This window comes from Streptomyces yamdrokensis (genome assembly GCF_053890455.1).
Genome location: NZ_CM132679.1, coordinates 1,783,102 through 1,805,194, shown reverse-complemented (window position 1 = coordinate 1,805,194; position 22,093 = coordinate 1,783,102). Strand labels below are relative to the sequence as shown.

The window sequence follows — 22,093 nt, the reverse complement described above, 5'->3', positions numbered from 1 at the left end:
CCCTATGCGGTGACCGGGCGGGCCCAGCTCGGGGCCGTGTCCGTCAGGCGGCACACCGCCAGGTAGAGCGGTATCGGCGGAGTGTACGGAAGCGTCCCGTCCGGGCGGTGGATCAGACCGGGGAGGTCCGGGGCGTCCGGTACGACGGCCCCCGTGTCGTACCGCGCGGGGGCGGGCCACTCCAGGGCGTAGTCCGAATCGGACGGAACCAGCCACCACCAGTGCGCCTCATCGGCGTACACGCACCCCACCCGTGGCAGCCGGGGCATGACCAGCGGTCCGAAACGGGCCGGCACCGCCACCGCGTCGCAGCCCATCGGCGCCGTCATCCCGTCGGGGACGGGCAGGCGCCGGGGCGGTGCGGGCGGGGTGTGCAGCCCGCGTCGGAGACGGACCAGCGTGTTCAGGCTCAGGGTCCGAGAGCCCGTCACACCCACCCCCCGTCCCGGAGGTGCCGGCGCGGGGTCGTGTGCTGACGAGGAGATGCGTGCGGGGCCGGCGGAGCCGCTTCGGAGCGGTGCCGCTGCTCGGGCTCCTCGGCGTCGTCCCGGCCGTCGGCCGGGCCCGGCTTGGGGCGCTCGCCCCAGCCGAGGTCGTTGTGCGGTCCGTCGGGCGGGCGCGGTGTGTCGGCCTTGCGGGGCAGCTCGGCCCAGACCAGCAGGCCGGGACCGTGCTCGTGGGCGCCCCAGGCGTGACACACGGCGTCGACGAGAAGCAGTCCCCTCCCGTGCTCCTCCTCCGGCTGCTGCCGGGTGTTCGCACGGGGCCGGCCGGGCGCGCAGCCTTCGTCGCGCACGGCTATGCGCACCAGTTCGTCGCCGTCGTGCAGCTCGCAGACTATGTGACTGCTCGCCGTGTGCACGATGGCGTTGGTGACGAGTTCGGAGACGACCAGAGCCGCTGTGTCGCAGGTGTCCTCGCACACCGACCAGCCGGTCAGCCGGGCCCTCGTCAGGCGTCTGGCCTGCGCGGGAGAACCCGGATGGGCGGCCAGTTCGAAGCGGAACCGGCGCTGGACAACAGCCCCCGCGGGGTCGGCGGCTCCCTGGGCGGGGCCGGGACCGAAGGGGCGCGCAGCGGCGTCTGTTCCTAAGGGCGCGGACGGAATCACGCTTGCCACTATCGCCCCGCCGTGCACACTTGGCAAGTGTCACTCTGAAAAATCCAGAGTGCTGTGTGACGGTCTGGACGGCCGTGGCACACTGCTCGCAACAGCACCCCACGCGGCGCCAGTTGAGGTCGTCGAAGAAACGTTCGAGTCGATGGGCTTGAGCGGAACTTCGAACGGCTCTCGGATTGGCGCCGCAGGGCTGTCAGGGCTGTCGGCGTCAGCGACGCCGGGAACGTCAGGAATCCTTTTCGGGGAGGTGGAGCGTGAGCGAACCGCGGTCCGCGCCGACGGTCGGCCAGGTCGTCCTCGGCCGGCGACTGCTGGATCTGCGGGAAGGCGCCGGCCTCAAGCGCGAGGAGGCCGCACGCGTCCTGCGCGTCGCCCCCGCCACGGTCCGGCGCATGGAGATGGCCGAGGTCGCGCTCAAGATCCCGTACCTCCAGCTCCTGCTGAAGGCCTACGGCGTCCCCGACGAGGAGGCCGACGCCTTCGTACAGCTGGCGGAGGACGCCAACCGGCCCGGCTGGTGGCAGCGCTTCCACGAGATTCTGCCCGGCTGGTTCTCGATGTACGTCAGCCTGGAGGGCGCGGCTACGCTCATCCGCAGCTACGAGCCCCACTTCGTCCCCGGACTGCTGCAGACCGAGGACTACGCACGTGGCGTGCTGCGCTCGGGTGCCATCGGGCAGACCCGGCCCGAGGACATCGAGGGTCACGTCGCCCTGCGCATGCAACGGCAGGATCTGCTCACCCGTGACGACGCGCCCCGGCTGTGGGTCGTGATGGACGAGACGGCGCTGCGCCGCCCGGTCGGCGGCCCGGAGGTGATGCGTGCCCAGATCGACAGACTGATCGAGGCCACGAGGCTGCCCAACGTCACGCTGCAGGTCGCCCCGTTCGCCAGCGGGCCGCACCCCGGCACGTACGGGCCGTTCGTGCTGTTCCGATTCGCCATGCCCGAACTGCCGGACATGGTCTACAGCGAGTACCTGACCGGCGCCGTCTACCTGGACGCGCGCTCCGAGGTGGCGACCCACCTCGAGGTCATGGACCGCATGGCGGCGCAGGCCGCTACAGCACATCGCACGAAGGTGATCCTCAGGGATCTCCGCAAGGAGCTGTGAATGAACCACATCAAACCCCTGTCCCTGTCCTTGTCCTCCCCGCCGGTGCCCCCACCGCGCGTCCGCACCGAGATGATCTACAACGGCATGCCCGCGCGGGAGCTGGGCAGCGAGGGCTGGCACAAGCCGTGGAGCGGTGGCAACGGCGGCAACTGCCTGGAGGCGATGAAGCTCGACGACGGCCGGATCGCCGTACGGCAGTCCACCGACCCGGACGGACCGGCGCTCATCTACACCTCGGCCGAGATGACGGCCTTCATCGAGGGAGCCAAAGCGGGAGAGGCGGATTTCCTGCTGTCCTGACCTTCGTCGACCGCTCTACCGTTGCTTGCCGGCGTCCACCCAACGTTGCTTGTTCCCCCCTCCCGCCCACTCCCCCCGCTCCGCTCACCACACTGCTTGGCACTGAAATTGATCACTAACAGTTGCAGACACTTACGGAGTTCGTCATGACCGGGCAGCAGCCCCCCGTCGAGATCGACACGAGCAAGCCGCACACCGCGCGGATGTACGACTGGTACCTCGGCGGCAAGGACAACTACCCCGTCGACGAGGCCATGGGCCGGCAGATGCTCACCCTCGACCCGCGGGTGCCCGTGATGGCGCGGGTGAACCGCGCCTTCATGCAGCGCGCCACACGCTGGCTCGCCGGCCGGGGCGTACGCCAGTTCCTCGACATCGGCACCGGCATCCCCACCGAGCCCAACCTCCACCAGGTCGCCCAGGAGATCGCACCCGACGCGCGCGTCGTCTACTGCGACAACGACCCGATCGTACTGGCCCACGCCGGCGCGCTGCTGCGCGGCACCGACGAGGGGGTGACCGAGTACCTCCAGGCCGATGTGCGTGAGCCGGAGAGCATCCTGGAGGGCGCGCGGAAGATCCTCGACTTCGACCGGCCGGTCGCGGTCTCCCTCATCGCGCTGCTGCACTTCATCTCCGACGAGGACGGCGCCCACGAGCTGGTCGGCCGGCTGCTCGCCGATCTGCCCTCCGGCAGTTACCTCGTGATCTCCCACGCGACGTCCGACTTCACCCCCGAGGAATCGAAGGCGGCCACCGAGAAGCTCAAGGCCGCGGGCGTCACCCTGGCCCTGCGCTCCCGCGAGGAGTTCACCCGCCTCTTCGACGGCCTCGAACTGGTCGAACCCGGCGTCCGGGTGCCCCAGCTGTGGCACCCCGAACTGGGCGAGCCCGTACCCGGCCAGGACGACGGGGTGATCCCGGGGTACGGGGCGGTCGGGCGCAAGCCGTAGGTCCGGGCAGGCCGGGGGCTCCGAGGGCGAGGGGCGCGTTCCCCGTCGCGGGGTGCGTCACACGGTCATCGGACGGTCGTACGGGCCGATGGGGGCCGGGAGCCGGGTGGTGCCGTCGGTCAGGTGACGGTCGACGGCCGCCGCCACCGCGCGGCCCTCGGCGATCGCCCACACGATCAGCGACTGCCCGCGGGCGGCGTCCCCGGCCGCGAACACGCCCGGCACGTTCGTCGCGAAGCCGGCGTCGCGCGCGATCGTGCCGCGCGGCTCCAGCTCCAGACCGAGCCCGGCGACGAGCCCGTCCCCCCGGTCGGGGCCGAAGAAGCCGAGCGCGAGGAGGACGAGGCCGGCGGGCAGCACCCGCTCGGTGTCCGGCCGAGGGCGGCGCTGTGCGTCCACCCCGACCAGGTGCAACGCCCGCACCCGCCCGTCCGCGTCGCCGGTGAGACGCAGCGTGGACGCCGCGAACAGCCGTGCGTCCGAGTCCTCGGCCGCCTCCGGCGCCGTCCGCAGCGCACCGGCCTCCTCGTGCGAGGCGGACAGCCGGTACAGCTTCGGGTACGTCGGCCAGGGCTCGGTGGCCTCGTCGCGCTCGCCGCCAGGCCGGTCGTAGATGTCCAGCTGCGTCACGGACGCGGCCCCCTCCCGCACGGCCGTACCCAGACAGTCGGAGCCCGTGTCACCGCCCCCGACGATGACGACGTCCCTGCCCGCGGCGGACAGAGGGGAGGCCTCCAGGTCCCCTTCGCACACCCGGTTGGCCAGCGGCAGGTATTCCATGGCCTGGTGGACACCGGTCAGTTCCCGTCCGGGGACGTCCAGTTCGCGCCACGCGGTCGCCCCGGTGGCGATCACCACGGCGTCGTAACGCGCCCGCAGCCCGGCGGCGTCGACATCGCGCCCGACCGTCGTGGACGTACGGAACTTCGTGCCCTCGGCCCGCATCTGCCCGATGCGCCGCTCCAGATGACGCTTCTCCATCTTGAACTCGGGGATGCCGTACCGCATCAGCCCGCCGATCCGGTCGTCCCGCTCGTACACGGCGACCGTGTGGCCCGCCCGGGTCAGCTGCTGGGCCGCGGCCAGTCCGGTGGGGCCCGAGCCGATCACGGCGACCGTCCGGCCGGAGAGCCGGTCCGGCGGGGCCGGCCCGGCGAAGCCCTCCTCCCAGGCCCGGTCGGCTATGGCGCACTCGACGTTCTTGATGGTCACGGCGGGCTGGTTGATGGCGAGGACACATCCCGCCTCGCAGGGCGCCGGGCACAGCCTGCCGGTGAACTCGGGGAAGTTGTTGGTCGCGTGCAGCCGCTCCGCCGCGGCCCACCAGTCGTCGCGCGCGACCAGGTCGTTCCAGTCGGGAATCAGATTGCCCAGCGGGCAGGCGTCGTGACAGAAGGGGACACCGCAGTCCATGCAGCGGTCGGCCTGCGGACCGACGATGGGCAGCAGCGCGCCGGGGACGTGGACCTCGTCCCAGTCCCGGACCCGTTCCCCGACGGGCCTGCGCGGCCAGTCCTGGCGCGGCGTGGTCAAAAACCCCTTGGGATCGGCCATGGCAGCCGTCTTCCTTGCGTGCGCGTTCTTCCCTGCGTGCGCGAGCGGCCGTGCCGTTCACTCTCGGACGGCACGCACTCCCGGGGGCCGGGACGGCTTCCTTCCCGGCGTCTCTCGTCTCCGCGGACCGGCGCTCCGGCCTCGCGCTCCGGTTCCGGCCTCGCGCTCCGGCCCCGGCGCTCTCCGGAGCCCGGCATCCTCCTGGCCACGATACGACCGCTCATGCCCGCGTGCAGGCCCGCCGACAGCGCTTTTCGCGCTTCTTTCGTGCCGTCCGCGCCTTCCGCGCCGTCAGGTGAGGGCCAGTACGTACGCCACCGCGGCACCCGCCGAGGCGATCGTGCGCACATGGTTCCACCGTGTCCACCCCCGCACGTACGCGGTCCAGTACACGGCGGCCTGCGCGGAGCCGGGGTCGAGCCCGGCCAGCACGTTGTTGCGCGGCACGTTCGCGACCGCGGTGACCCCGAACCCGCCGAACAGATACAGCGCGCTGCCGGCCAGCAGCCAGGCCGCGCCCTCGTCCGGTCCCGTCACCAGGGTCACCACGGCGATCGCCGCGCACAGCAGCGCCGAACCGAGGAACACCAGCATGAAGGGCGCCCGCACCGCGGCCACGTTCACCGACCGCATCGCCGCCACACCCCGCGCGGGCGGCAGCTCCGCGAGCCCCCGCATCACGAACGTCGAGAAGGCGCAGAAGGCCCCCGCCACCAGCCCGGTTCCGAGCACACCCAGCACCGTCAGCACGAAGTACGGTCCATCCGTCACGTCGTCAGCTCCCACCCGTCCCCGGCCGGGAATCCTCCCGGCGGCCACCGTCACCACCAGTGAAGCCGGACCCGGGCACGGCGCCCATGGCCGAGCGTCGCGGGGCCATACGCGGGCGTCCAGCCGGCCGGAGCATCATGGCGGTGTGCGATTCGAAGCGATCACCTGGGACCGGCTCGGCGAGCTTCTCGCCGGGCGTGCGGCGACGCTGAGGACGTCCGACGGCGGCCCCTGGCCGCGCGTCGCCCTCGACGGCGCTCCGGCCGCCCGTCCCGAAGACCTCGCCGAACGGGTCGCCGACGCCCTGCGCGTCCGCGGACGTCCCTCCGTCGTCGTGAGCGCCGAGGGTTTCCTGCGCCCCGCCTCGGTCCGGCTGGAGTACGGACACCGGGACGTGGAGTCGTACTACGACGGCTGGTACGACACCGGTGCCCTCTGGCGCGAGGTGTTCGGACCCCTCGAACCCGGCGGGAACGGAAGGGTCCTGCCCGATCTGTGGGACCCGGTCACCGACCGCGCCACCCGCAGCCCCTACGTCCCGCTCCCGCCCGGCGGCGTACTGCTGCTGCACGGCCCGCTCCTCCTGCGGCACTGGTTCCCCTTCGACCTGAGCGTCCACGTCTCGCTCTCCCCGGGCGCCCTGCGCCGCCGCACCCCCGAGGACGGGCACTGGACCCTGCCCGCCTTCGAGCGCTACGAGCGGGAGGCCGACCCGGCCGGCACCGCCGACGTCCTGGTACGCGCCGACGACCTCCGCCACCCGGCGTGGCACGGCTGAGACGCCCGGGCGAAGGTGCGGGGCCCCGGTGACACGACGACAATGAAGGGCGCCGGTACTCGCGGTGCGCCCCGTGCCGCGCCGGCCGTCCGGCACCGGGAGGTACCCCATGACCACCGCCGGAGACATCATGCACCGCGGCGCCCAGTGGATCCCCGCCCACGAGACGGTCGACCGCGCCGCTCAGCTGATGCGCGAACTGAACGTCGGCGCGCTGCCCATCAGCGACGAGAACGAGCGCCTGTGCGGCATCCTCACCGACCGCGACATCGTCGTCGGCTGTGTCGCCACGGGCCACGATCCGGCCAGGGTCACCGCGGGGGAGATGGCCAAGGGCACACCGCGCTGGATCGCGGCGGACGCCGACGTCGGCGAGGTCCTCCAAGAGATGCAGACACACCGCATCCGCCGGCTCCCCGTCATCGAGGACAAACGTCTGGTCGGCATGATCAGTGAGGCCGATCTCGCCCAGCACCTGACGGACGACCAGATCGCCACCTGGGCAGAGCACGTCTACGCCAGGGCCCCGTCCGGCTGAACGCGCGCCGTTGTGCCGTGCCCTCGTGCCCTGCGGTGGGGTGCGGCCGTGGGTGCCGGGGCCGGCCGCCGTGCCGGAAGGACCGGTACGGCAACGGACCGGTACGGCAGCGGACACGCGACGGGTATGACGCCGATGACCGTGCCGTAGCCGTACCGCCGGCGCGGCCACAGCCTCGCCGTCGCCGTAGCCGTCGTCGCCGTCGTCGCCACGGCACCTGGACCTGGTGACGCCCCCTGTGGTCTCGGCCTGGAGACGTGTGGCCTGGTCCCTGTCCGGGGAGGCGGGACGCAAACCTGGAATCACGGTCCGACGAACGACGAACGACGAACGACGGACAACGGACGTCGTCCGAGGCCGTCAGGCCGGTCGTGGCGGGCGGCCTCCCACCTGACGCACGGCCAGCGCACCCGCCCTGCACCCCTCGGCCACCGCACGTTCCGGGTCGGCGCCCCCCATGAGGGCGATGAGGAACGCGCCCGTGAAGGCGTCGCCGGCGCCCGTGCTGTCCCGGGGCGTCGCCGCTACGGCGGGAACGCGGGCACACACCTGGCCGGCCCGGGCCAGCAGCGCGCCCTCGGCTCCTTGCTTGGACACGACCAGCGGAACCCGCCGGCTCAGCCGCGCCGCCGCGTCCGCCGCCCCGGACAACCCCGTGAGCAGGCAGGCCTCGTCCCGGCTGGGCAGCAGGATGTCCACACCCTCGACCAGGGACAGGAACCGGTCGGCACCCAGCTGTGCGAGGAAACCGGCCGATGCCGGATCCACGCTCACCGGCACTCCACGCGCGCGTGCCGCCTTCAGAGCCACCGCCACGAACGCCCGGCCCGGTTCGCCGAACAGCAGATAGCCCGACAGGTGCAGCCGCGCCACCCCGTCCAGCAACGCGTCCGACCAGTCGGCGGGTTCGAGCCGCAGCGAGGCGCCACTGTCGGTGAGGAAGGTCCGCTCGGCCGCCGCGCCCTCGTCGACCAGGCAGATCACGCTCCCGGTGGGCGCCTGCGGATCGACCACCAGCAGGGGACGCACCCCGCAGGCGGCCAGTTCCCGGGTGTGCCACGCCGCCGCGTCCTCGCCCACCCGCCCGAGCAGCCGCACCTCCGCGTCGCCCCAGCACGCCGCCCAGCAGGCCACGTTGGCTCCCGCACCGCCGGGCACCGTCCGGATCGCCGCCGCGGTGTCCGTACCCGGGGCGAGCGGCCCCCGGTGCCGGGCGACCACATCGGTGATGACGTCACCGACGACCAGCAGCGCACCGGACCGGGCACCCGCGCCGGAGCGCGCGCCGGCCGCCTCCGCCGCACGGTCCGCCCCGACAGCGCCGCCGCCCCTGTCATCCGGGACTACCGCCGTCACGTCTCCTCACGCCCCGGTCCAGGCCGTCGCGATGCGGGCCGCCAGCCGTACGTTGCCCCGGACCGCCGCCAGGTTGGCGGCGAGGGACGCACCGTCGGTGTGCCGTACCAGGTGGTCGAGCAGGAACGGAGTGACCGCCTGACCGGTGACCCCCTCCTCCTCGCACGCGCGCAACGCCTCGTCGAGCACCCGCGCGTGCAGCCCGGGGTCCAACTGCTCCTCCTCGGGCACGGGATTGGCCACGATCAGCGCCGACCCGGGTCCGCCCAGGGCGTCCTGCGCCCGCATCGTCTCCGCCACCTGCTCCGGCGCGTCCAGCCGCCAGTCCACGGGATGCCCGGAGTCCGACAGGTAGAAGCCGGGGAAGCGGTCCGTACCGTACCCGGCGACCGCGACCCCCAGGGTCTCCAACCGCTGCAGCGTCGCCGGTACGTCCAGGATCGACTTCACGCCCGCGCACACCACGGTGATCCTGGTCCGCGCCAGCAGCCCGAGGTCGGCCGACTCGTCCTGGGTCACCGTCCACTCACGGTGCACGCCACCGAGGCCGCCGGTCGCGAACACCCGTACGCCCGCGAGCGCGGCCAGCAGGGCGGTGGCCGACACCGTGGTGGCACCGCTCGCCCCGGACGCCACCGCGAGCGGCAGGTCGCGATGGCCGAGCTTGCGGATGCCGTCCTCATGGGCGATCCGCTCCAGCTGCTCCCCGTCCAGGCCGACCCGGGGCCGCCCGTCCAGCACGGCGACCGTGGCGGGCACGGCGCCCTCCCGCCGCACCGCCGCCTCCAGCTCCCTCGCCACCCGGAGATTGCGCGGCCGGGGAAGCCCGTGCGCGATGATCGTGGACTCCAGGGCCACCACCGGCCGACGGGCGGCGATCGCCTCCCGTACCTCTTCGGACACCGTAGGGCTCACGCGCCGTCTCCCGTCTGTCGCTCCTCCCTCATCCCTGGCGGGCCAGGTGGCCGGTCAAACACCTTGCGGGCCACCACGGATCTCGCGGAACCTGGGACCCATGACGCAGAAACCCACGACCGGGAACACGGCACGCCTCGACCACGTCGTCCTCTGGGTGCGCGATCCGATCGCGGCCGCCGGCTTCTACGAGAAGGCGGTCGGCCTGGAAGCGGTCAGACTCGCCGACTTCTCCGTGGGGGAGGCGCCCTTCCCCTCGGTGCGGATCAACGAGGAGACCATCCTCGACCTCATGCCGCTCGCCATGGCGGAACGCATGACGATGCTGCCCGGCGCCGCCGAAGCCTCCGGCCACCCCGTCAACCACGTCTGTCTGTCCCTGCCCGCGGACGACTTCGACGCCCTCCGCAGCCGTCTCGGGGAACAGTCCGTACCCATGACGGACCTCTCGCACGACTCCTTCGGGGCACGCGGACCCGCCAGGCGCAGTTTCTACTTCCGCGATCCCGACGGAAACGTGTTCGAAGCGCGGCACTACGACTGACCCGTGCGACCGGGTCCGGCCGTCAGAACAAGGGGTCCGGCAGCACGCCCTCCAGGGCGAGCAGCCGGCGCTTGGTCTCCAGCCCGCCCCCGAAGCCACCGATGCCGCCGTCGCTCTCCACGACCCGGTGACAGGGCACGACCACCGGCAGGGGGTTCGCGCCCATCGCCGCGCCGACGGCCTGGGCGCCTTCCGGCCGGCCGACCCGGCCGGCCAGATCGCCGTATCCCACGACCGTGCCGTACGGCACGCCTGCGGCCAGCTCGCGCAGGACCTCCCGGTTGAAGCCGGAGATCAGCGACCAGTCCAGGGGCAGGTCGAAAGCGCGCCGCTCACCCGCGAAGTACGCCTCGACCTGGCGTATCGCCTCGGTGATCAGCGGAGAACCGGGCTCCTCGGCGGGCTCGCTGCCGAGCCGGGACGCCAGCCGCTCCAGCGCGCTGTCGCGGACCTCGTCCGTGGCGTGGAACACGACACTGACCAGGCCCTCGCGGGTCGCGGCCAGCAGCAGGGGACCGATGCCGGTGCCGACGACGGCCCACACGACCCGCTGCTCGTACTGCCCATGGCTGTCCATGCGCCCTACCGTACGACCCGCCACCGACACCCCGGAAGGAGTGAGGAGAGATCAGCCGCCCACCGCGTTCCGCACCACGTCGGGCTTGTTGCTGATGATCCCGTCGACACCGAACCGGGCGGCCCGCCGGGCCGCGGCCGCCCCGTCCACCGTCCAGGTGAGGACCTCCAGAGGCTTGCCGTGCGGTCCCTCGAAAGCCTGGACGGCGGCGACGTAACCGACGGACAGGGAGGCGTGCGAGGGGTTGATCTGGTCGGCGAAGTCCGCGTAAGCGGGCAGGTCCTTCACGGGAGGCGCTCCGAGGAAGCCGGTCCTCACCCCGGGCTTCAGCTCGTGCACGGTCCGTACGCTGTCCGCGCTGAAGCTCTGCACGACCAGCCGGTTCTCCAGATGCGCGCGGTCGAGCCACCCCTCGTTGCTCAGGACCTTCAGGGTCTCGCCCTCGATGCCGGGGTACAGCCGGGGGTTCTTGATCTCCAGGAGCAGCTTCTGGTCGTGCCGCTCGACCCTTCGGACGAACTGCTCCAGCGTCGGCACGCGCGTGCCCGCGAAGGCGGGACCGAACCAGCTGCCCGCGTCGAGCCGGGCGATCTCCGCCGCGGTGAAGTCCTTCACCTTCCAGGGGGACCGGCCGGGGAAGACCTCCTCGACGTCCGTGGTGCGCGCCAGGCTGTCGTCGTGCAGGACGACGAGTTCGCCGTCCCTGGTGCGCTGGACGTCGTTCTCCACCCAGTCGACACCGAGCCCGGCCGCCCTGTCGACGGCCGGAAGAGTGTTTTCAGGTGCGTACCCGGAGGCGCCCCGGTGGGCGACGACCAGGGGGAGCGCGGCACTGTCGGCGCCGTGTGCGGGGGAGAGGGGAAGCAGGAGGGCGGCGGTTCCCAGGAGTGCGGTGGTCGAGGCGACAACGGTGCGCGTGTGCATGCGTACTCCTCGCGTCGGGCGGTCGGGTCGTCGTCGAGCAGGCGGATCACCGCCGGGCGGGCGGGCGACGCCGGGGCGGTCGGATCATCGTCCTCTTCGAGGTATCACGGGCAGCTCAACTGTGACAGCAGAGAGTCGACGGAGGGTGGGCGCGGAATGACCACGGATTGAACAGACTTGCCCAACTGCGCACACTGGTGCCGCACAAGTGAGGCAAAGACGTGTTTCTTTGCCCGATGGTCGTTCAACCATTCCGGTGAGGTCATACTCTCTGCGTCAACCCTGACCGCCGACGCGGTCCTGGGAGGGGGTTCACAACCGGGAATTCCGGGACGCAAAGGGCGGGAAGGGCAGCCGCGCATGCAGAGCACGGTCGACGGATTCAGTTACGGTCTGGTCACACCGGTGGCGGCCTTCCTCATGGCCTGCCTCGGTGGCGCCCTGGGGCTCAGATGCGCCACCCGGCCGCTCGTCGTGGCCGGGTCGTGGCGCCCCGGCTGGCTCGCCCTGGGCTCGGCGGCCATCGGGTCGGGCATATGGACGATGCACTTCATCGCGATGATGGGCTTCACGATCGAGAGCACGCCGATCCACTACGACCGTGTGATGACGTTCGCCAGTCTCGCCGTCGCCGTCGTCATGGTGGGTATCGGGATCTTCATCGTCGGCTACCGGGGTGTCACCGGAACGGCCCTGTTCACCGGCGGCACCATCACCGGCCTCGGCATCGCCTCCATGCACTACCTGGGCATGGCCAGCATGAGCCTCGACGGACGGCTGGAGTACAACACCCTCACCGTCGCCGCGTCCGTCGCCATCGCCATGGCCGCCGCGACCGCCGCCCTGTGGGCGGCCGCGCAGGCCAAGGGTTTCCTGTGGAGCGTGGGCGCGAGCCTCGTCATGGGCCTCGCGGTCACCGGCATGCACTACACCGGCATGGCCGCCCTGGAGATCCACATCCACGGGACGGCCGATCCCGCCACGGGAGAATCCGCGGCCGCCCTGCTCGCGCCCATGATGCTCGGCCCGCTCGCCCTCCTGGTCCTGGCCGGCATCGTGGTGATCTTCGACCCGTTGGTGATCATGGGGCGACCCGGCCCCGCGCCCGTCGAACGCAAGCCCGGAATCCCCGCCCACCCCCGGCACCACTCCTCCTCGAGGCACCCGACGCGCCTGCGGCTGCGTGCCCGCGGCCCGGTCGAGCACCGCACCCGCGCCCCGCAGAAACGCTGACCGGGGCCTGTTGTCAGTGGGGGGTCGTACGGTGGGTGGCATGCGGCCCGTTTCCCAGATCGAACGCACGGTGGCGCCCTTCGAGGTCGTCAGCCCCTACCAGCCCAGCGGCGACCAGCCGACGGCCATCGCCGATCTCGCCCGGCGTATCGAAGCCGGCGAGAAGGACGTCGTCCTCCTGGGCGCGACCGGCACCGGAAAGTCCGCCACCACCGCGTGGATGATCGAAAAACTCCAGCGCCCCACCCTGGTCATGGCGCCGAACAAGACCCTGGCCGCCCAGCTGGCCAACGAGTTCCGCGAGCTGCTGCCGAACAACGCGGTCGAATACTTCGTCTCGTACTACGACTACTACCAGCCCGAGGCGTACGTCCCGCAGTCGGACACCTACATCGAGAAGGACTCCTCGATCAACGAGGAGGTCGAGCGGCTGCGCCACTCCGCGACCAACTCGCTGCTCACCCGCCGTGACGTCGTCGTGGTGGCCTCGGTCTCGTGCATCTACGGTCTCGGCACCCCGCAGGAGTACGTGGACCGCATGGTGCCGCTCCGCGTCGGCGAGGAGTTCGACCGGGACGAGTTGCTGCGCCGCTTCGTGGACATCCAGTACACGCGCAACGACCTGGCCTTCACCCGGGGCACCTTCCGTGTCCGCGGCGACACCATCGAGATCTTCCCGGTCTACGAGGAGCTCGCCGTCCGCATCGAGATGTTCGGCGACGAGATCGAGGCGCTCTCCACGCTCCACCCGGTCACCGGCGAGATCATCAGCGACGACCGGCAGCTGTACGTCTTCCCGGCCTCCCACTACGTCGCCGGCCCTGAACGCATGGAGCGGGCCGTGGGCGACATCGAGAAGGAGCTCACCGGCCGCCTCGCCGAACTGGAGAAGCAGGGCAAGCTCCTGGAGGCCCAGCGTCTGCGGATGCGCACCACCTACGACCTCGAGATGCTCCGCCAGATCGGCAGCTGCTCCGGCGTCGAGAACTACTCGATGCACTTCGACGGCCGCCTGCCCGGCTCCCCGCCGAACACCCTGATGGACTACTTCCCCGACGACTTCCTCCTGGTCATCGACGAGTCGCACGTCACCGTGCCCCAGATCGGCGCCATGTACGAGGGTGACGCCTCCCGCAAGCGCACCCTCGTCGACCACGGCTTCCGGCTCCCCTCCGCCCTGGACAACCGCCCGCTGAAGTGGGAGGAGTTCCAGGAGCGCATCGGCCAGGCCGTGTACCTGTCGGCCACCCCCGGCCAGTACGAGCTCTCCCGGTCGGACGGCGTCGTCGAGCAGATCATCCGCCCCACCGGCCTGATCGACCCCGAGGTCGTCGTCAAGCCCACCGAGGGCCAGATCGACGACCTGGTGCACGAGATCCGCTCGCGCGTCGAGAAGGACGAGCGCGTCCTGGTGACCACGCTCACCAAGAAGATGGCCGAGGACCTCACCGACTACTTCCTCGAACTCGGCATCCAGGTGCGCTACCTCCACAGCGACGTCGACACCCTGCGCCGCGTCGAACTGCTCCGGGAGCTGCGCAGCGGCGAGTACGACGTCCTGGTCGGTATCAACCTGCTGCGTGAGGGTCTCGACCTGCCCGAGGTGTCCCTGGTGGCGATCCTCGACGCCGACAAGGAGGGCTTCCTGCGCTCGGGCACCTCCCTGATCCAGACCATCGGCCGCGCGGCGCGCAACGTCTCCGGCCAGGTCCACATGTACGCGGACAGGATCACCCCGGCGATGGCGAAGGCCATCGACGAGACCAACCGCCGTCGGGAGAAGCAGGTCGCCTACAACCGGGCGAAGGGCATCGACCCCCAACCGCTCCGCAAGAAGATCAACGACATCGTCTCCCAGATCGCCCGCGAGGACATCGACACCGAGCAGCTGCTGGGCTCCGGCTACCGCCAGTCCAAGAAGGACGGTGGCGGGGCCAAGGCTCCCGTGCCCGCGCTCGGCACCAAGGCGGCCAAGGGCGCGAAGGCCAGGGCCAAGGGCGTTGAGCCGGTACCCACCGACCGGCCCGCGGCTGAGCTCGCCGAGCAGATCGAGGAGCTCACCGCGCGGATGCGGGCCGCCGCCGCCGACCTGCAGTTCGAGATCGCGGCCCGGCTGCGCGACGAGGTGTCCGAGATGAAGAAGGAGTTGCGGCAGATGCGGGAGGCGGGCCTGTCCTGACGGCGCCGCGTCCCGGTGCGGCACCCGCCCGGTACGGGCCGTGTTGCAAGACCGACACAAAGCGCGGACCGGGGTGCGTCACTGTCAGTTCTCCTGCGTAGGGTTCTGGACATCCGCGGTTTCGCGGCAACAGGGGAAGTCCGAGAGGGGAATCAGCGCGTGACCGTCAACATGACCAAGGGTCAGGCCATCAGCCTGCAGAAGAACGACGGCGGCAGCCTGACTGCGGTCCGTATGGGTCTCGGCTGGCAGGCTGCCCCCCGCCGCGGCCTGTTCGGCTCGCGTACCCGGGAGATCGACCTGGACGCCTCCGCCGTCCTGTTCGCGGACAGGCAGCCGGTCGACGTCGTCTTCTTCCGCCACCTGGTGAGCGACGACGGCTCCGTGCGCCACACCGGCGACAACCTCGTCGGCGGCGTCGGCCAGGGCGGCGACGACGAGGCCATTCTCGTCGACCTGTCCCGTGTCCCGGTCCACATCGACCAGATCGTCTTCACCGTGAACTCCTTCACGGGCCAGACCTTCCAGGAGGTGCAGAACGCGTTCTGCCGTCTCGTCGACGAGACCACCGGCGAGGAGCTCGCCCGCTACACGCTGGCCGGCGGCGGCGCGTACACGGCCCAGTTGATGGCGAAGGTGCACCGCTCGGGCACGGGCTGGACGATGACGGCCCTCGGCAACCCGGCCAACGGCCGCACCTTCCAGGACCTGATGCCGGCGATCCTGCCGGTGCTCTGAGCGTCCGGAGCGGCAGCCGGACGACCGCGGGTGACGCGGCGAGCAGCACGTCACAAGCGGTACGTCACGTACGACGGAACACGAGCGACACACGCGACGCAGGGGGACGAGGGCGATGACGGCTGAGCTGGTGCGGGGACAGAACCACCCGCTCCCCCAGTCCCGTCTCGAGATCCGGGTCTCGGCCGGCACACCGGTCGTGACCGTGGCCGCGCTCGGCGACGAGAACGGCAGGATCCACGGGGTGGAGTGGGTGGCCCATCCGGGCTCGCCCACCCAGCCCGGCCTGGAGGTGTCGCGGCAGGCCGCGGCGGACCACCGGCTCGCGGTGGACCTGGACGCCCTGGCCGACGCGGTCCACCGCGTCGGCGTGCTGCTCGCCCTGCCCGCCCCCGCCGGCCAGGGCCCCGCCCGTTTCGGCGCCGTCGCCGCACCCTTCGTCGCGGTCACCGGGCTGGACGGCACCGAGGTGGCCAGCTACACCATCACCGGCCTGGAAGCCGAGACGGCCGTCGTCGCCCTGGAGCTCTACCGGCGCCAGGGCGCCTGGAAGGTGCGCGCGGTCGGCCAGGGATACGCCGGCGGCCTGGCCGAGCTCCTCACCGACCAGGCCCTGCCCCAGGCGCGGCAGCTGGCGGGCAGCATCGAGGAAGCGGTCGCCCGGGGTCTGGCCCGCTCCGTGCAGGCGCCCCCGCCCCGTCCTTTTGAAGGCGACCGTTCCCGCCGGGCGGCCACCCCGGCCCGCCACCCCGACCAGGGCGGCGGCACCACACCCCAGGCCGCCCCCGGCCCCGTGTCACCCGCGTACGGCGGGCAGCCCGCCGGACCGCCGGGCCAGGGCGGACCGCAGCCGGCCTACCCCGGAGGAGCCGCGGACCCGTCCACGGCGACCGCCGGCGGCCCCATCGACTACAGCCACCCCCGCCGGCGGAGTACCGCCCCGCCGTCTCCCCCGCCGGCCGCGTCCCCGGCCCCGCCGGGACGACCCGCGCAGCCCGTCGCGGGCGACGCGACCGGCTGGTCCATGGAGGAGCGCCTCTACAACCAGGTCTGGGGCATGTTCGAGGACCTGGCCCGCACCATCGCCGCCTACCGCAGTGCCGTCGACTTCGCCGAGTCCCGCATGGACAAGGAGCTGGAGCAGGTCCTGTCCGACCCGCGCAACCGGATCGGCGGCCAGGGCGACGCGGCACGCGAGGCGGCCAGGGTCCGGCAGGCCCAGCTCGTCGACCGGGCGAGGGAGGCCCTCGACCGCGACCTCGCCCAGCTCGTCGCCGAGGCCGAGGTCGTCGAACCCGCCCTGCCCCCGGCGTACGCCCGCTGGGACAATCCCGTCTGGCACGCCTACCGGGTACCGATGGAGATTCCCATGGCGCTGCGCCTGGGCGACCTCCGGCTGCCCGAGGCCGACCGGATCCGTATCCCGATGCTGCTCCGGCTGCCGCTGGAGCGCGGGCTGTGGATCGACAGCGGCCGGACCGACGCCCTGGACGAGTCGTTCACCGACGCCCACGACATGCGGCGTCTCGCCATGGAGACGGCGGTGGCACACGCGGCACGCCTGCTCGCCGTCTACCCGGCGGGCGAGTTCACCGTGCACGTCGTCGACCCGGCCGGATCGGGCGCGCAGCCGCTGATACCGCTGACGCGCAGCGGTGTGCTGGCGGCCCCGCCCGCCCAGGGCGCCGCGGGCGTCACGGATGTCCTGGGCCGGCTCACCCAGCGCGTCGACCTGGTGCAGATGGCGCTGCGTGGCTCGGCGGCCGACTCGCTGCCGCCCGGCTTCGACACCTCCCAGCAGCTGCTGATCGTCAACGACTTCCCGCACGGTTTCGACGACCGCGCCGTGAACCAGCTGCGCTACCTCGCCGACGAGGGGCCGTCCTCCGGCGTCCACCTGATGATGGTCGCCGACCGTGAGGAGGCCGCCGGATACGGCCCGCTGCTCGACCCCCTGTGGCGCTCCCTGCTGCGGCTGACCCCGGTGACCGACAGTCATCTGGCCGATCCGTGGGTCGGACACGCCTGGACCTACGAGCCCCCGCTCGTGCCGCCGGGCAGCCAGGTCCTCCAGCAGGTGCTCACCCGGGTCGCCGAGGCCCGACGGGCACGGCGCCCCTGACCGGGAACCCGTGACCGTGCGTCCGCAATCGCCGCGGTGGCGTCCCATCTCTTGGACCATGCCTCCGTACGACCATCCTTCACCTGGGGCTTTGGGATTCTTTTTACCTCGCTCTTTACCAAACCTTGGTGATGAGGGTAAAGTTTTGCACACGGAGGGGAGTACTCCCTGTCTGTGCGGCGACCCCGTCAATACGGATCAGGCCTGATCCCGGGGCGTCGGCCCATGAGCCTGTCCGGGTGCTGTCAGCACCCGGGGGCCCGGGTGGAAGAGACCTCCGGCAGCGATGACGCTGACATTTCCCGTGAGACGTATCTGCCGGAGGCGCAGTGGAAGTTACTACGACCCTTTGGGTCCTGACCATCGTGGGCCTTCTCGCCCTCATCTCGATCGACTTCTTCATCGGGCGCAAGCCGCACGACGTTTCCGTCAAGGAAGCCGGGATCTGGACCCTTGTCTGGATCGCCCTGGCCGTGATCTTCGGGCTCGGTCTGCTGGTCTTCGGCGGGGGGCAGCCCGCGGGTGAGTTCTTCGCCGGCTACATCACCGAAAAATCGCTGAGCGTCGACAACCTGTTCGTCTTCGTCCTGATCATGGCGAAGTTCGCGGTGCCGTCGCAGTACCAGCAGAGGGTGCTCCTGGTCGGTGTGCTCATCGCCCTGGTGCTGCGGGCGATCTTCATCGCCGCGGGCGCCGCGATCATCGCCAGCTTCTCGTGGGTCTTCTACATCTTCGGTGCCTTCCTGATCTACACGGCCTGGAAGCTCATCCAGGAGGCCCGTTCCGACGAGGAGGACGAGGAGTTCGAGGAGAACAAGCTCCTCAAGGCCGCCGAGCGCAGGTTCGGCGTGGCCGACCGGTACCACGGCACCAAGCTGTGGATCGAGCAGAACGGCAAGCGGGTCATGACCCCGATGCTGGTCGTGATGCTCGCCATCGGCACCACGGACGTGCTCTTCGCGCTCGACTCGATCCCCGCGATCTTCGGTCTGACCCAGGACCCGTACATCGTGTTCACCGCGAACGCGTTCGCCCTCATGGGTCTGCGGCAGCTGTACTTCCTCATCGGCGGTCTGCTGCGGAAGCTGGTCCACCTGTCCTACGGCCTGTCGATCATCCTCGGCTTCATCGGTGTGAAGCTGGTGCTGCACGCGCTGCACGAGTCCGGGGTGCACGTTCCCGAGATCAGCATCCCGGTGTCGCTGGGCGTGATCTGCGGCGTCCTGATCATCACCACCATCACCAGCCTCAGGGCCTCCAAGAAGCAGGCGCTGAAGGACCGGGCCGAGGAGGGCCGGTCCGAGGGCACCGACAAGGACAGCATCGACGTCTGACCCGACGTCCGACCCGTCCGGGGACGGGCAGGGGATTTCCGGGAGCGGGGCGCGGCAGGCAGTCGCGCCCCGCTCCCGGCATCTGCCCGTCCCGTCCCGTGCCGGACCGGGAGAGAACGACCCGCGGGGGGACGCGGCCACGCTCACCGCCGTCCGCCGATGACCGTCCCCTCAGCCAGTAGAGGAGATCATGCGCGCACACCACGACCACCACCTCGAAACGACAAGGATGATGCGAGCGATCGGGTCCGCAGGGCGTCGGCGAGACCGGTCGCACGGCCGGACACCCGCACGGAGCGGGAGCCTTAAAGTGGCCGATATGGTGATTCATTCCCCAGGGCGCCGAGTGGCCGGACTCCGGGGTTCGTTCAGGCCCGAGGGCTCCGCATGACCACTTCGATCAGAACACTCGTAGGCCGGTGGACCACCGCGGTACCCGTCCTCGCGGTGGTCCTCCTGGCTCTGACCTGGGGCAGCAAACTGTCCGGCGCGATCATCGCCGTGGCGGTCGTGGTGCTGGCGGCAGCCGTACTGGCCGCGGTGCACCATGCGGAGGTGGTGGCCCACCGGGTCGGTGAACCGTTCGGTTCACTGGTCCTCGCGGTCGCCGTCACGATCATCGAGGTCGCACTGATCGTCACCCTGATGATCGACGGAGGGCCCGATACCGCGTCCCTGGCCAGGGACACCGTCTTCGCGGCTGTGATGATCACCTGCAACGGCATCCTCGGCGTGAGTCTGCTGGTCGGTTCGTTGCGGCACGGCACGGCCACCTTCAATCCGGAAGGTGCCGGCGCCGCGCTCGCCACGGTGGCCACGCTGGCGACCCTCACCCTGGTGCTGCCGACGTTCACCACCAGCAAGCCGGGCCCGGAGTTCTCCGGGGTGCAGCTCACCTTCGCCGCGGTCACCTCGCTGATCCTCTACGGACTGTTCGTCGCGACACAGACCGTTCGGCACCGTGACTACTTCCTGCCCGAGGTCAAGCCCGGCAAGCCCGAGCCGGTCGTGGTCCCGGAGGACGAGCACGCGGCCGCGCCCTCCAGCCGCACCGCCCTGATCAGCCTCGGACTGCTCGGTCTGGCCCTGGTGGGGGTGGTCGGCCTGGCCAAAGGCGTCTCGCCCACCATCGAGTCCGGTGTCAAGTCGGCCGGACTGCCCCACGCCGTCGTCGGTGTGATCATCGCGCTGCTGGTCCTGCTGCCCGAGACCATCGCCGCCGTGCGCGCCGCGCAGCGCAACAGGGTGCAGACCAGCGTGAATCTCGCGCTCGGCTCGGCGATGGCCAGCATCGGCCTGACCATCCCCGCGGTCGCGATAGCCTCCCTCTGGCTCTCCGGCCCGCTCGTCCTGGGCCTCGGCAACACCCATATGGTGCTGCTCGCCCTGACCTTGGTCGTCGGCGCTCTGACCGTGCGCCCCGGCCGGGCCACGCCGCTCCAGGGCGGGGTGCACCTGGTGATTCTCGCGGCCTATCTCGAACTGGCGATCAACCCGTAGCCACCCGTAGCACCGAATTCAGAAACCGCCTCCGGGCGGGGGCGTGTCCCGCGCAGACCCACGCGTCGGCACACACCCCCACCCGGAGGCGGTTCCGTCGGCACAGCGGCACAGCGGCACAGCGGCGACCGTCGGCGTGGGGCGTGATAGACCTCTTCCCGACCTTTTCCAGAGCTTTCCCGAACGGACCGGAGGAACTGTGCACCGCAGTCTGGCCGATGCCCCGATCATGATTCTCAACGGCCCCAATCTGAACCTCCTCGGGCAGCGGCAGCCGAAGATCTACGGCTCCGAGACGCTCGCCGACGTGGAGGCGCTGTGCGTCGGGGCGGCAGGCGCCCACGGAGGCACGGTGGACCTGCGGCAGTCCAATCACGAGGGCGAGCTGGTGGACTGGATCCACGAGGCGCGGCTGAACCACAGCGGCATCGTGATCAACCCCGGCGCCTACTCGCACACCTCCGTCGCCATCCTGGACGCCCTCAACGCCTGTGACGGACTGCCCGTGGTGGAGGTCCACATCTCCAACATCCACCGGCGCGAGTCCTTCCGGCACCACTCCTACGTCTCGCTGCGGGCGGACGGGGTCATCGCGGGCTGCGGGGTCCAGGGGTACGTGTTCGCGGTGGAGCGGATCGCGTCGCTGGCCGGCACCGGACGGGCACCGGCCTGAGGGGTCCTTGCACTGTGCCCGCCCGGGTCGCGCGGCCCGGCGCCTTGCGATGCTCCCCCACTGCCTGAAAGGCGTGGGCGGTACCCCCGGCACCGGACCACGCGACCTCATCGGGCGCTCACAGTGCAAGGCCCCCTGAGCCCCGCCCTGAAGGCGGGGCTCACCCGGACCGGCGCCCGCGCCGCGCCGCCCGGCCGCCCCTCACCAGCCCCGTGCGCGCCACCGGGGCAGCTGCGGGCGCTCTGCGCCCAGCGTGGTGTCGTTGCCGTGCCCGGGGTAGACCCAGGTCTCGTCCGGGAGCACGTCGAAGATCTTCGTCTCGACGTCGTGGAGCAGTCGGGCGAACGCCTCCGGGTCCTTGTGGGTGTTGCCCACACCGCCCGGGAACAGGCAGTCCCCGGTGAACAGATGGGGGTGCCCGTGCGGATCGTCGTAGACGAGGGCGATCGAGCCGGGCGTGTGGCCGACGAGGTGACGCGCGGTGAGTTCCACGTGTCCGACCCCGATGATGTCGCCGTCGTCGACCAGGACGTCCGTCGGCACCGGGATGCCCTCGGCGTCGTCCCGGCCCGCGTGGGTGCGGGCGCCGGTGGCCGCCACCACCCGGTCGAGTGCCTGCCAGTGATCGCCGTGCCGGTGCGTGGTGACGACGGAGGCGATGCCGTCGTCACCGATCGTGCCCAGCAGGGTGTCCGCGTCGTTGGCCGCGTCGATCAGCAACTGCTCGTCGGTGGCCCGGCAACGCAGCAGATAGGCGTTGTTGTCCATGGGGCCGACGGCGACCTTGGTGATCATCAGGTCCTTGAGTTCGTGCACGTCGGCCGGTCCGCCGACCGTCACACGCCCGCTGTACGTCATGGCGGCCA

Annotated in this window: 22 protein-coding genes; 13 read left to right on the top strand and 9 right to left on the bottom strand. The window is 71.3% G+C overall.

Annotated features, from left to right (window positions below; translation table 11 throughout):
- Nucleotides 1–2: 2 nt before the first annotated feature.
- Together ACWZEH_RS07500 and ACWZEH_RS07495 are read right to left on the bottom strand one after the other, a co-directional pair.
- Nucleotides 3–431: a hypothetical protein gene (locus ACWZEH_RS07500; RefSeq protein WP_456196754.1), complete on the bottom strand. Its 429-nt coding sequence runs from the start codon at nucleotides 429–431 to the stop codon at nucleotides 3–5.
- Complete coding sequence (locus ACWZEH_RS07495) at nucleotides 428–1,120, bottom strand: ATP-binding protein (protein WP_456196753.1); 693 nt, start codon at nucleotides 1,118–1,120, stop codon at nucleotides 428–430. The genes ACWZEH_RS07500 and ACWZEH_RS07495 overlap by 4 nt, the downstream gene beginning before the upstream one ends.
- Nucleotides 1,121–1,374: 254 nt before the next feature.
- On the opposite strand from ACWZEH_RS07495, the gene ACWZEH_RS07490 reads away from it, so the two are divergent.
- From ACWZEH_RS07490 to ACWZEH_RS07480, 3 genes are all read left to right on the top strand, one after another.
- Entirely contained in the window at nucleotides 1,375–2,235 is an 861-nt protein-coding gene (locus tag ACWZEH_RS07490; RefSeq protein WP_456196751.1) for a helix-turn-helix domain-containing protein, read from the top strand.
- The gene (locus tag ACWZEH_RS07485) at nucleotides 2,236–2,538 is read left to right on the top strand and encodes a DUF397 domain-containing protein (protein WP_456196749.1); all 303 of its coding nucleotides are present in this window, start codon (nucleotides 2,236–2,238) and stop codon (nucleotides 2,536–2,538) included.
- 146 nt (nucleotides 2,539–2,684) lie between these two features.
- On the top strand, nucleotides 2,685–3,491 hold the full coding sequence (locus ACWZEH_RS07480; RefSeq protein WP_456196747.1) for an SAM-dependent methyltransferase: 807 nt from the start codon (nucleotides 2,685–2,687) through the stop codon (nucleotides 3,489–3,491).
- Nucleotides 3,492–3,548: 57 nt separating this feature from the next.
- Here the strand turns inward: ACWZEH_RS07480 and ACWZEH_RS07475 are convergent, their stop codons facing one another.
- Both ACWZEH_RS07475 and ACWZEH_RS07470 read right to left on the bottom strand, forming a co-directional pair.
- A complete protein-coding gene (locus ACWZEH_RS07475; RefSeq protein ID WP_456196745.1) occupies nucleotides 3,549–5,045 on the bottom strand; it encodes a glutamate synthase subunit beta in 1,497 nt (498 codons plus the stop codon).
- A gap of 291 nt (nucleotides 5,046–5,336) precedes the next feature.
- Entirely contained in the window at nucleotides 5,337–5,816 is a 480-nt protein-coding gene (locus tag ACWZEH_RS07470) for an anthrone oxygenase family protein (protein ID WP_456196743.1), read from the bottom strand.
- Nucleotides 5,817–5,961: 145 nt separating this feature from the next.
- On the opposite strand from ACWZEH_RS07470, the gene ACWZEH_RS07465 reads away from it, so the two are divergent.
- Nucleotides 5,962–6,594 carry a nucleoside/nucleotide kinase family protein gene (locus ACWZEH_RS07465; RefSeq protein WP_456196741.1) on the top strand — a complete coding sequence of 211 codons (633 nt, stop codon included), beginning with the start codon at nucleotides 5,962–5,964 and terminating at the stop codon, nucleotides 6,592–6,594.
- A 109-nt stretch (nucleotides 6,595–6,703) separates the two neighbouring features.
- Complete coding sequence (locus ACWZEH_RS07460) at nucleotides 6,704–7,132, top strand: CBS domain-containing protein (protein ID WP_456196739.1); 429 nt, start codon at nucleotides 6,704–6,706, stop codon at nucleotides 7,130–7,132.
- A gap of 360 nt (nucleotides 7,133–7,492) precedes the next feature.
- Here ACWZEH_RS07460 and ACWZEH_RS07455 read toward each other — a convergent pair whose 3' ends face one another.
- Both ACWZEH_RS07455 and ACWZEH_RS07450 read right to left on the bottom strand, forming a co-directional pair.
- Nucleotides 7,493–8,383 carry a carbohydrate kinase family protein gene (locus ACWZEH_RS07455; RefSeq protein WP_456199486.1) on the bottom strand — a complete coding sequence of 297 codons (891 nt, stop codon included), beginning with the start codon at nucleotides 8,381–8,383 and terminating at the stop codon, nucleotides 7,493–7,495.
- A 111-nt stretch (nucleotides 8,384–8,494) separates the two neighbouring features.
- Nucleotides 8,495–9,403: a pseudouridine-5'-phosphate glycosidase gene (locus tag ACWZEH_RS07450; RefSeq protein WP_456196737.1), complete on the bottom strand. Its 909-nt coding sequence runs from the start codon at nucleotides 9,401–9,403 to the stop codon at nucleotides 8,495–8,497.
- A 100-nt stretch (nucleotides 9,404–9,503) separates the two neighbouring features.
- Here ACWZEH_RS07450 and ACWZEH_RS07445 point away from each other — a divergent pair, with 100 nt between their 5' ends.
- Entirely contained in the window at nucleotides 9,504–9,947 is a 444-nt protein-coding gene (locus ACWZEH_RS07445) for a VOC family protein (protein ID WP_456196735.1), read from the top strand.
- Nucleotides 9,948–9,969: 22 nt separating this feature from the next.
- Here ACWZEH_RS07445 and ACWZEH_RS07440 read toward each other — a convergent pair whose 3' ends face one another.
- Nucleotides 9,970–10,524, bottom strand: a complete 555-nt coding sequence (locus ACWZEH_RS07440) for a methylated-DNA--[protein]-cysteine S-methyltransferase (RefSeq protein ID WP_456196733.1) — start codon at nucleotides 10,522–10,524, stop codon at nucleotides 9,970–9,972.
- A 51-nt stretch (nucleotides 10,525–10,575) separates the two neighbouring features.
- On the bottom strand, nucleotides 10,576–11,448 hold the full coding sequence (locus ACWZEH_RS07435; RefSeq protein WP_456196731.1) for a glycerophosphodiester phosphodiesterase: 873 nt from the start codon (nucleotides 11,446–11,448) through the stop codon (nucleotides 10,576–10,578).
- Nucleotides 11,449–11,808: 360 nt separating this feature from the next.
- On the opposite strand from ACWZEH_RS07435, the gene ACWZEH_RS07430 reads away from it, so the two are divergent.
- The 7 genes from ACWZEH_RS07430 to aroQ all read left to right on the top strand — a co-directional run bounded on the left by ACWZEH_RS07430 (nucleotide 11,809) and on the right by aroQ (nucleotide 21,227).
- Complete coding sequence (locus tag ACWZEH_RS07430) at nucleotides 11,809–12,681, top strand: MHYT domain-containing protein (RefSeq protein ID WP_456196729.1); 873 nt, start codon at nucleotides 11,809–11,811, stop codon at nucleotides 12,679–12,681.
- A 40-nt stretch (nucleotides 12,682–12,721) separates the two neighbouring features.
- Nucleotides 12,722–14,860, top strand: a complete 2,139-nt coding sequence (gene uvrB / locus ACWZEH_RS07425; RefSeq protein WP_456196727.1) for an excinuclease ABC subunit UvrB — start codon at nucleotides 12,722–12,724, stop codon at nucleotides 14,858–14,860.
- Between the two features lie 159 nt (nucleotides 14,861–15,019).
- A complete protein-coding gene (locus ACWZEH_RS07420) occupies nucleotides 15,020–15,598 on the top strand; it encodes a TerD family protein (protein ID WP_456196726.1) in 579 nt (192 codons plus the stop codon).
- A 115-nt stretch (nucleotides 15,599–15,713) separates the two neighbouring features.
- On the top strand, nucleotides 15,714–17,720 hold the full coding sequence (locus tag ACWZEH_RS07415) for a TerD family protein (RefSeq protein WP_456196724.1): 2,007 nt from the start codon (nucleotides 15,714–15,716) through the stop codon (nucleotides 17,718–17,720).
- A 329-nt stretch (nucleotides 17,721–18,049) separates the two neighbouring features.
- Entirely contained in the window at nucleotides 18,050–19,054 is a 1,005-nt protein-coding gene (locus ACWZEH_RS07410) for a TerC family protein (protein ID WP_456196722.1), read from the top strand.
- A 387-nt stretch (nucleotides 19,055–19,441) separates the two neighbouring features.
- Entirely contained in the window at nucleotides 19,442–20,554 is a 1,113-nt protein-coding gene (locus ACWZEH_RS07405) for a calcium:cation antiporter (protein WP_456196721.1), read from the top strand.
- Nucleotides 20,555–20,753: 199 nt separating this feature from the next.
- Nucleotides 20,754–21,227: a type II 3-dehydroquinate dehydratase gene (gene aroQ, locus ACWZEH_RS07400; RefSeq protein WP_456196719.1), complete on the top strand. Its 474-nt coding sequence runs from the start codon at nucleotides 20,754–20,756 to the stop codon at nucleotides 21,225–21,227.
- Nucleotides 21,228–21,428: 201 nt separating this feature from the next.
- Here the strand turns inward: aroQ and ACWZEH_RS07395 are convergent, their stop codons facing one another.
- On the bottom strand, nucleotides 21,429–22,085 hold the full coding sequence (locus ACWZEH_RS07395) for an MBL fold metallo-hydrolase (RefSeq protein ID WP_456196717.1): 657 nt from the start codon (nucleotides 22,083–22,085) through the stop codon (nucleotides 21,429–21,431).
- Between the last annotated feature and the right edge of the window lie 8 nt (nucleotides 22,086–22,093).

Bases quoted from the DNA above. Each gene is read 5' to 3' on its own strand.
- ACWZEH_RS07485 (WP_456196749.1), top strand. From the start codon at position 2,236: ATGAACCACATCAAACCCCTGTCCCTGTCCTTGTCCTCCCCGCCGGTG.
- ACWZEH_RS07480 (WP_456196747.1), top strand. From the start codon at position 2,685: ATGACCGGGCAGCAGCCCCCCGTCGAGATCGACACGAGCAAGCCGCAC.
- ACWZEH_RS07475 (WP_456196745.1), bottom strand. From the start codon at position 5,045: ATGGCCGATCCCAAGGGGTTTTTGACCACGCCGCGCCAGGACTGGCCG.
- ACWZEH_RS07460 (WP_456196739.1), top strand. From the start codon at position 6,704: ATGACCACCGCCGGAGACATCATGCACCGCGGCGCCCAGTGGATCCCC.
- ACWZEH_RS07445 (WP_456196735.1), top strand. From the start codon at position 9,504: ATGACGCAGAAACCCACGACCGGGAACACGGCACGCCTCGACCACGTC.
- ACWZEH_RS07440 (WP_456196733.1), bottom strand. From the start codon at position 10,524: ATGGACAGCCATGGGCAGTACGAGCAGCGGGTCGTGTGGGCCGTCGTC.
- ACWZEH_RS07435 (WP_456196731.1), bottom strand. From the start codon at position 11,448: ATGCACACGCGCACCGTTGTCGCCTCGACCACCGCACTCCTGGGAACC.
- ACWZEH_RS07430 (WP_456196729.1), top strand. From the start codon at position 11,809: ATGCAGAGCACGGTCGACGGATTCAGTTACGGTCTGGTCACACCGGTG.
- uvrB (WP_456196727.1), top strand. From the start codon at position 12,722: ATGCGGCCCGTTTCCCAGATCGAACGCACGGTGGCGCCCTTCGAGGTC.
- ACWZEH_RS07415 (WP_456196724.1), top strand. From the start codon at position 15,714: ATGACGGCTGAGCTGGTGCGGGGACAGAACCACCCGCTCCCCCAGTCC.
- ACWZEH_RS07405 (WP_456196721.1), top strand. From the start codon at position 19,442: ATGACCACTTCGATCAGAACACTCGTAGGCCGGTGGACCACCGCGGTA.
- ACWZEH_RS07395 (WP_456196717.1), bottom strand. From the start codon at position 22,085: ATGACGTACAGCGGGCGTGTGACGGTCGGCGGACCGGCCGACGTGCAC.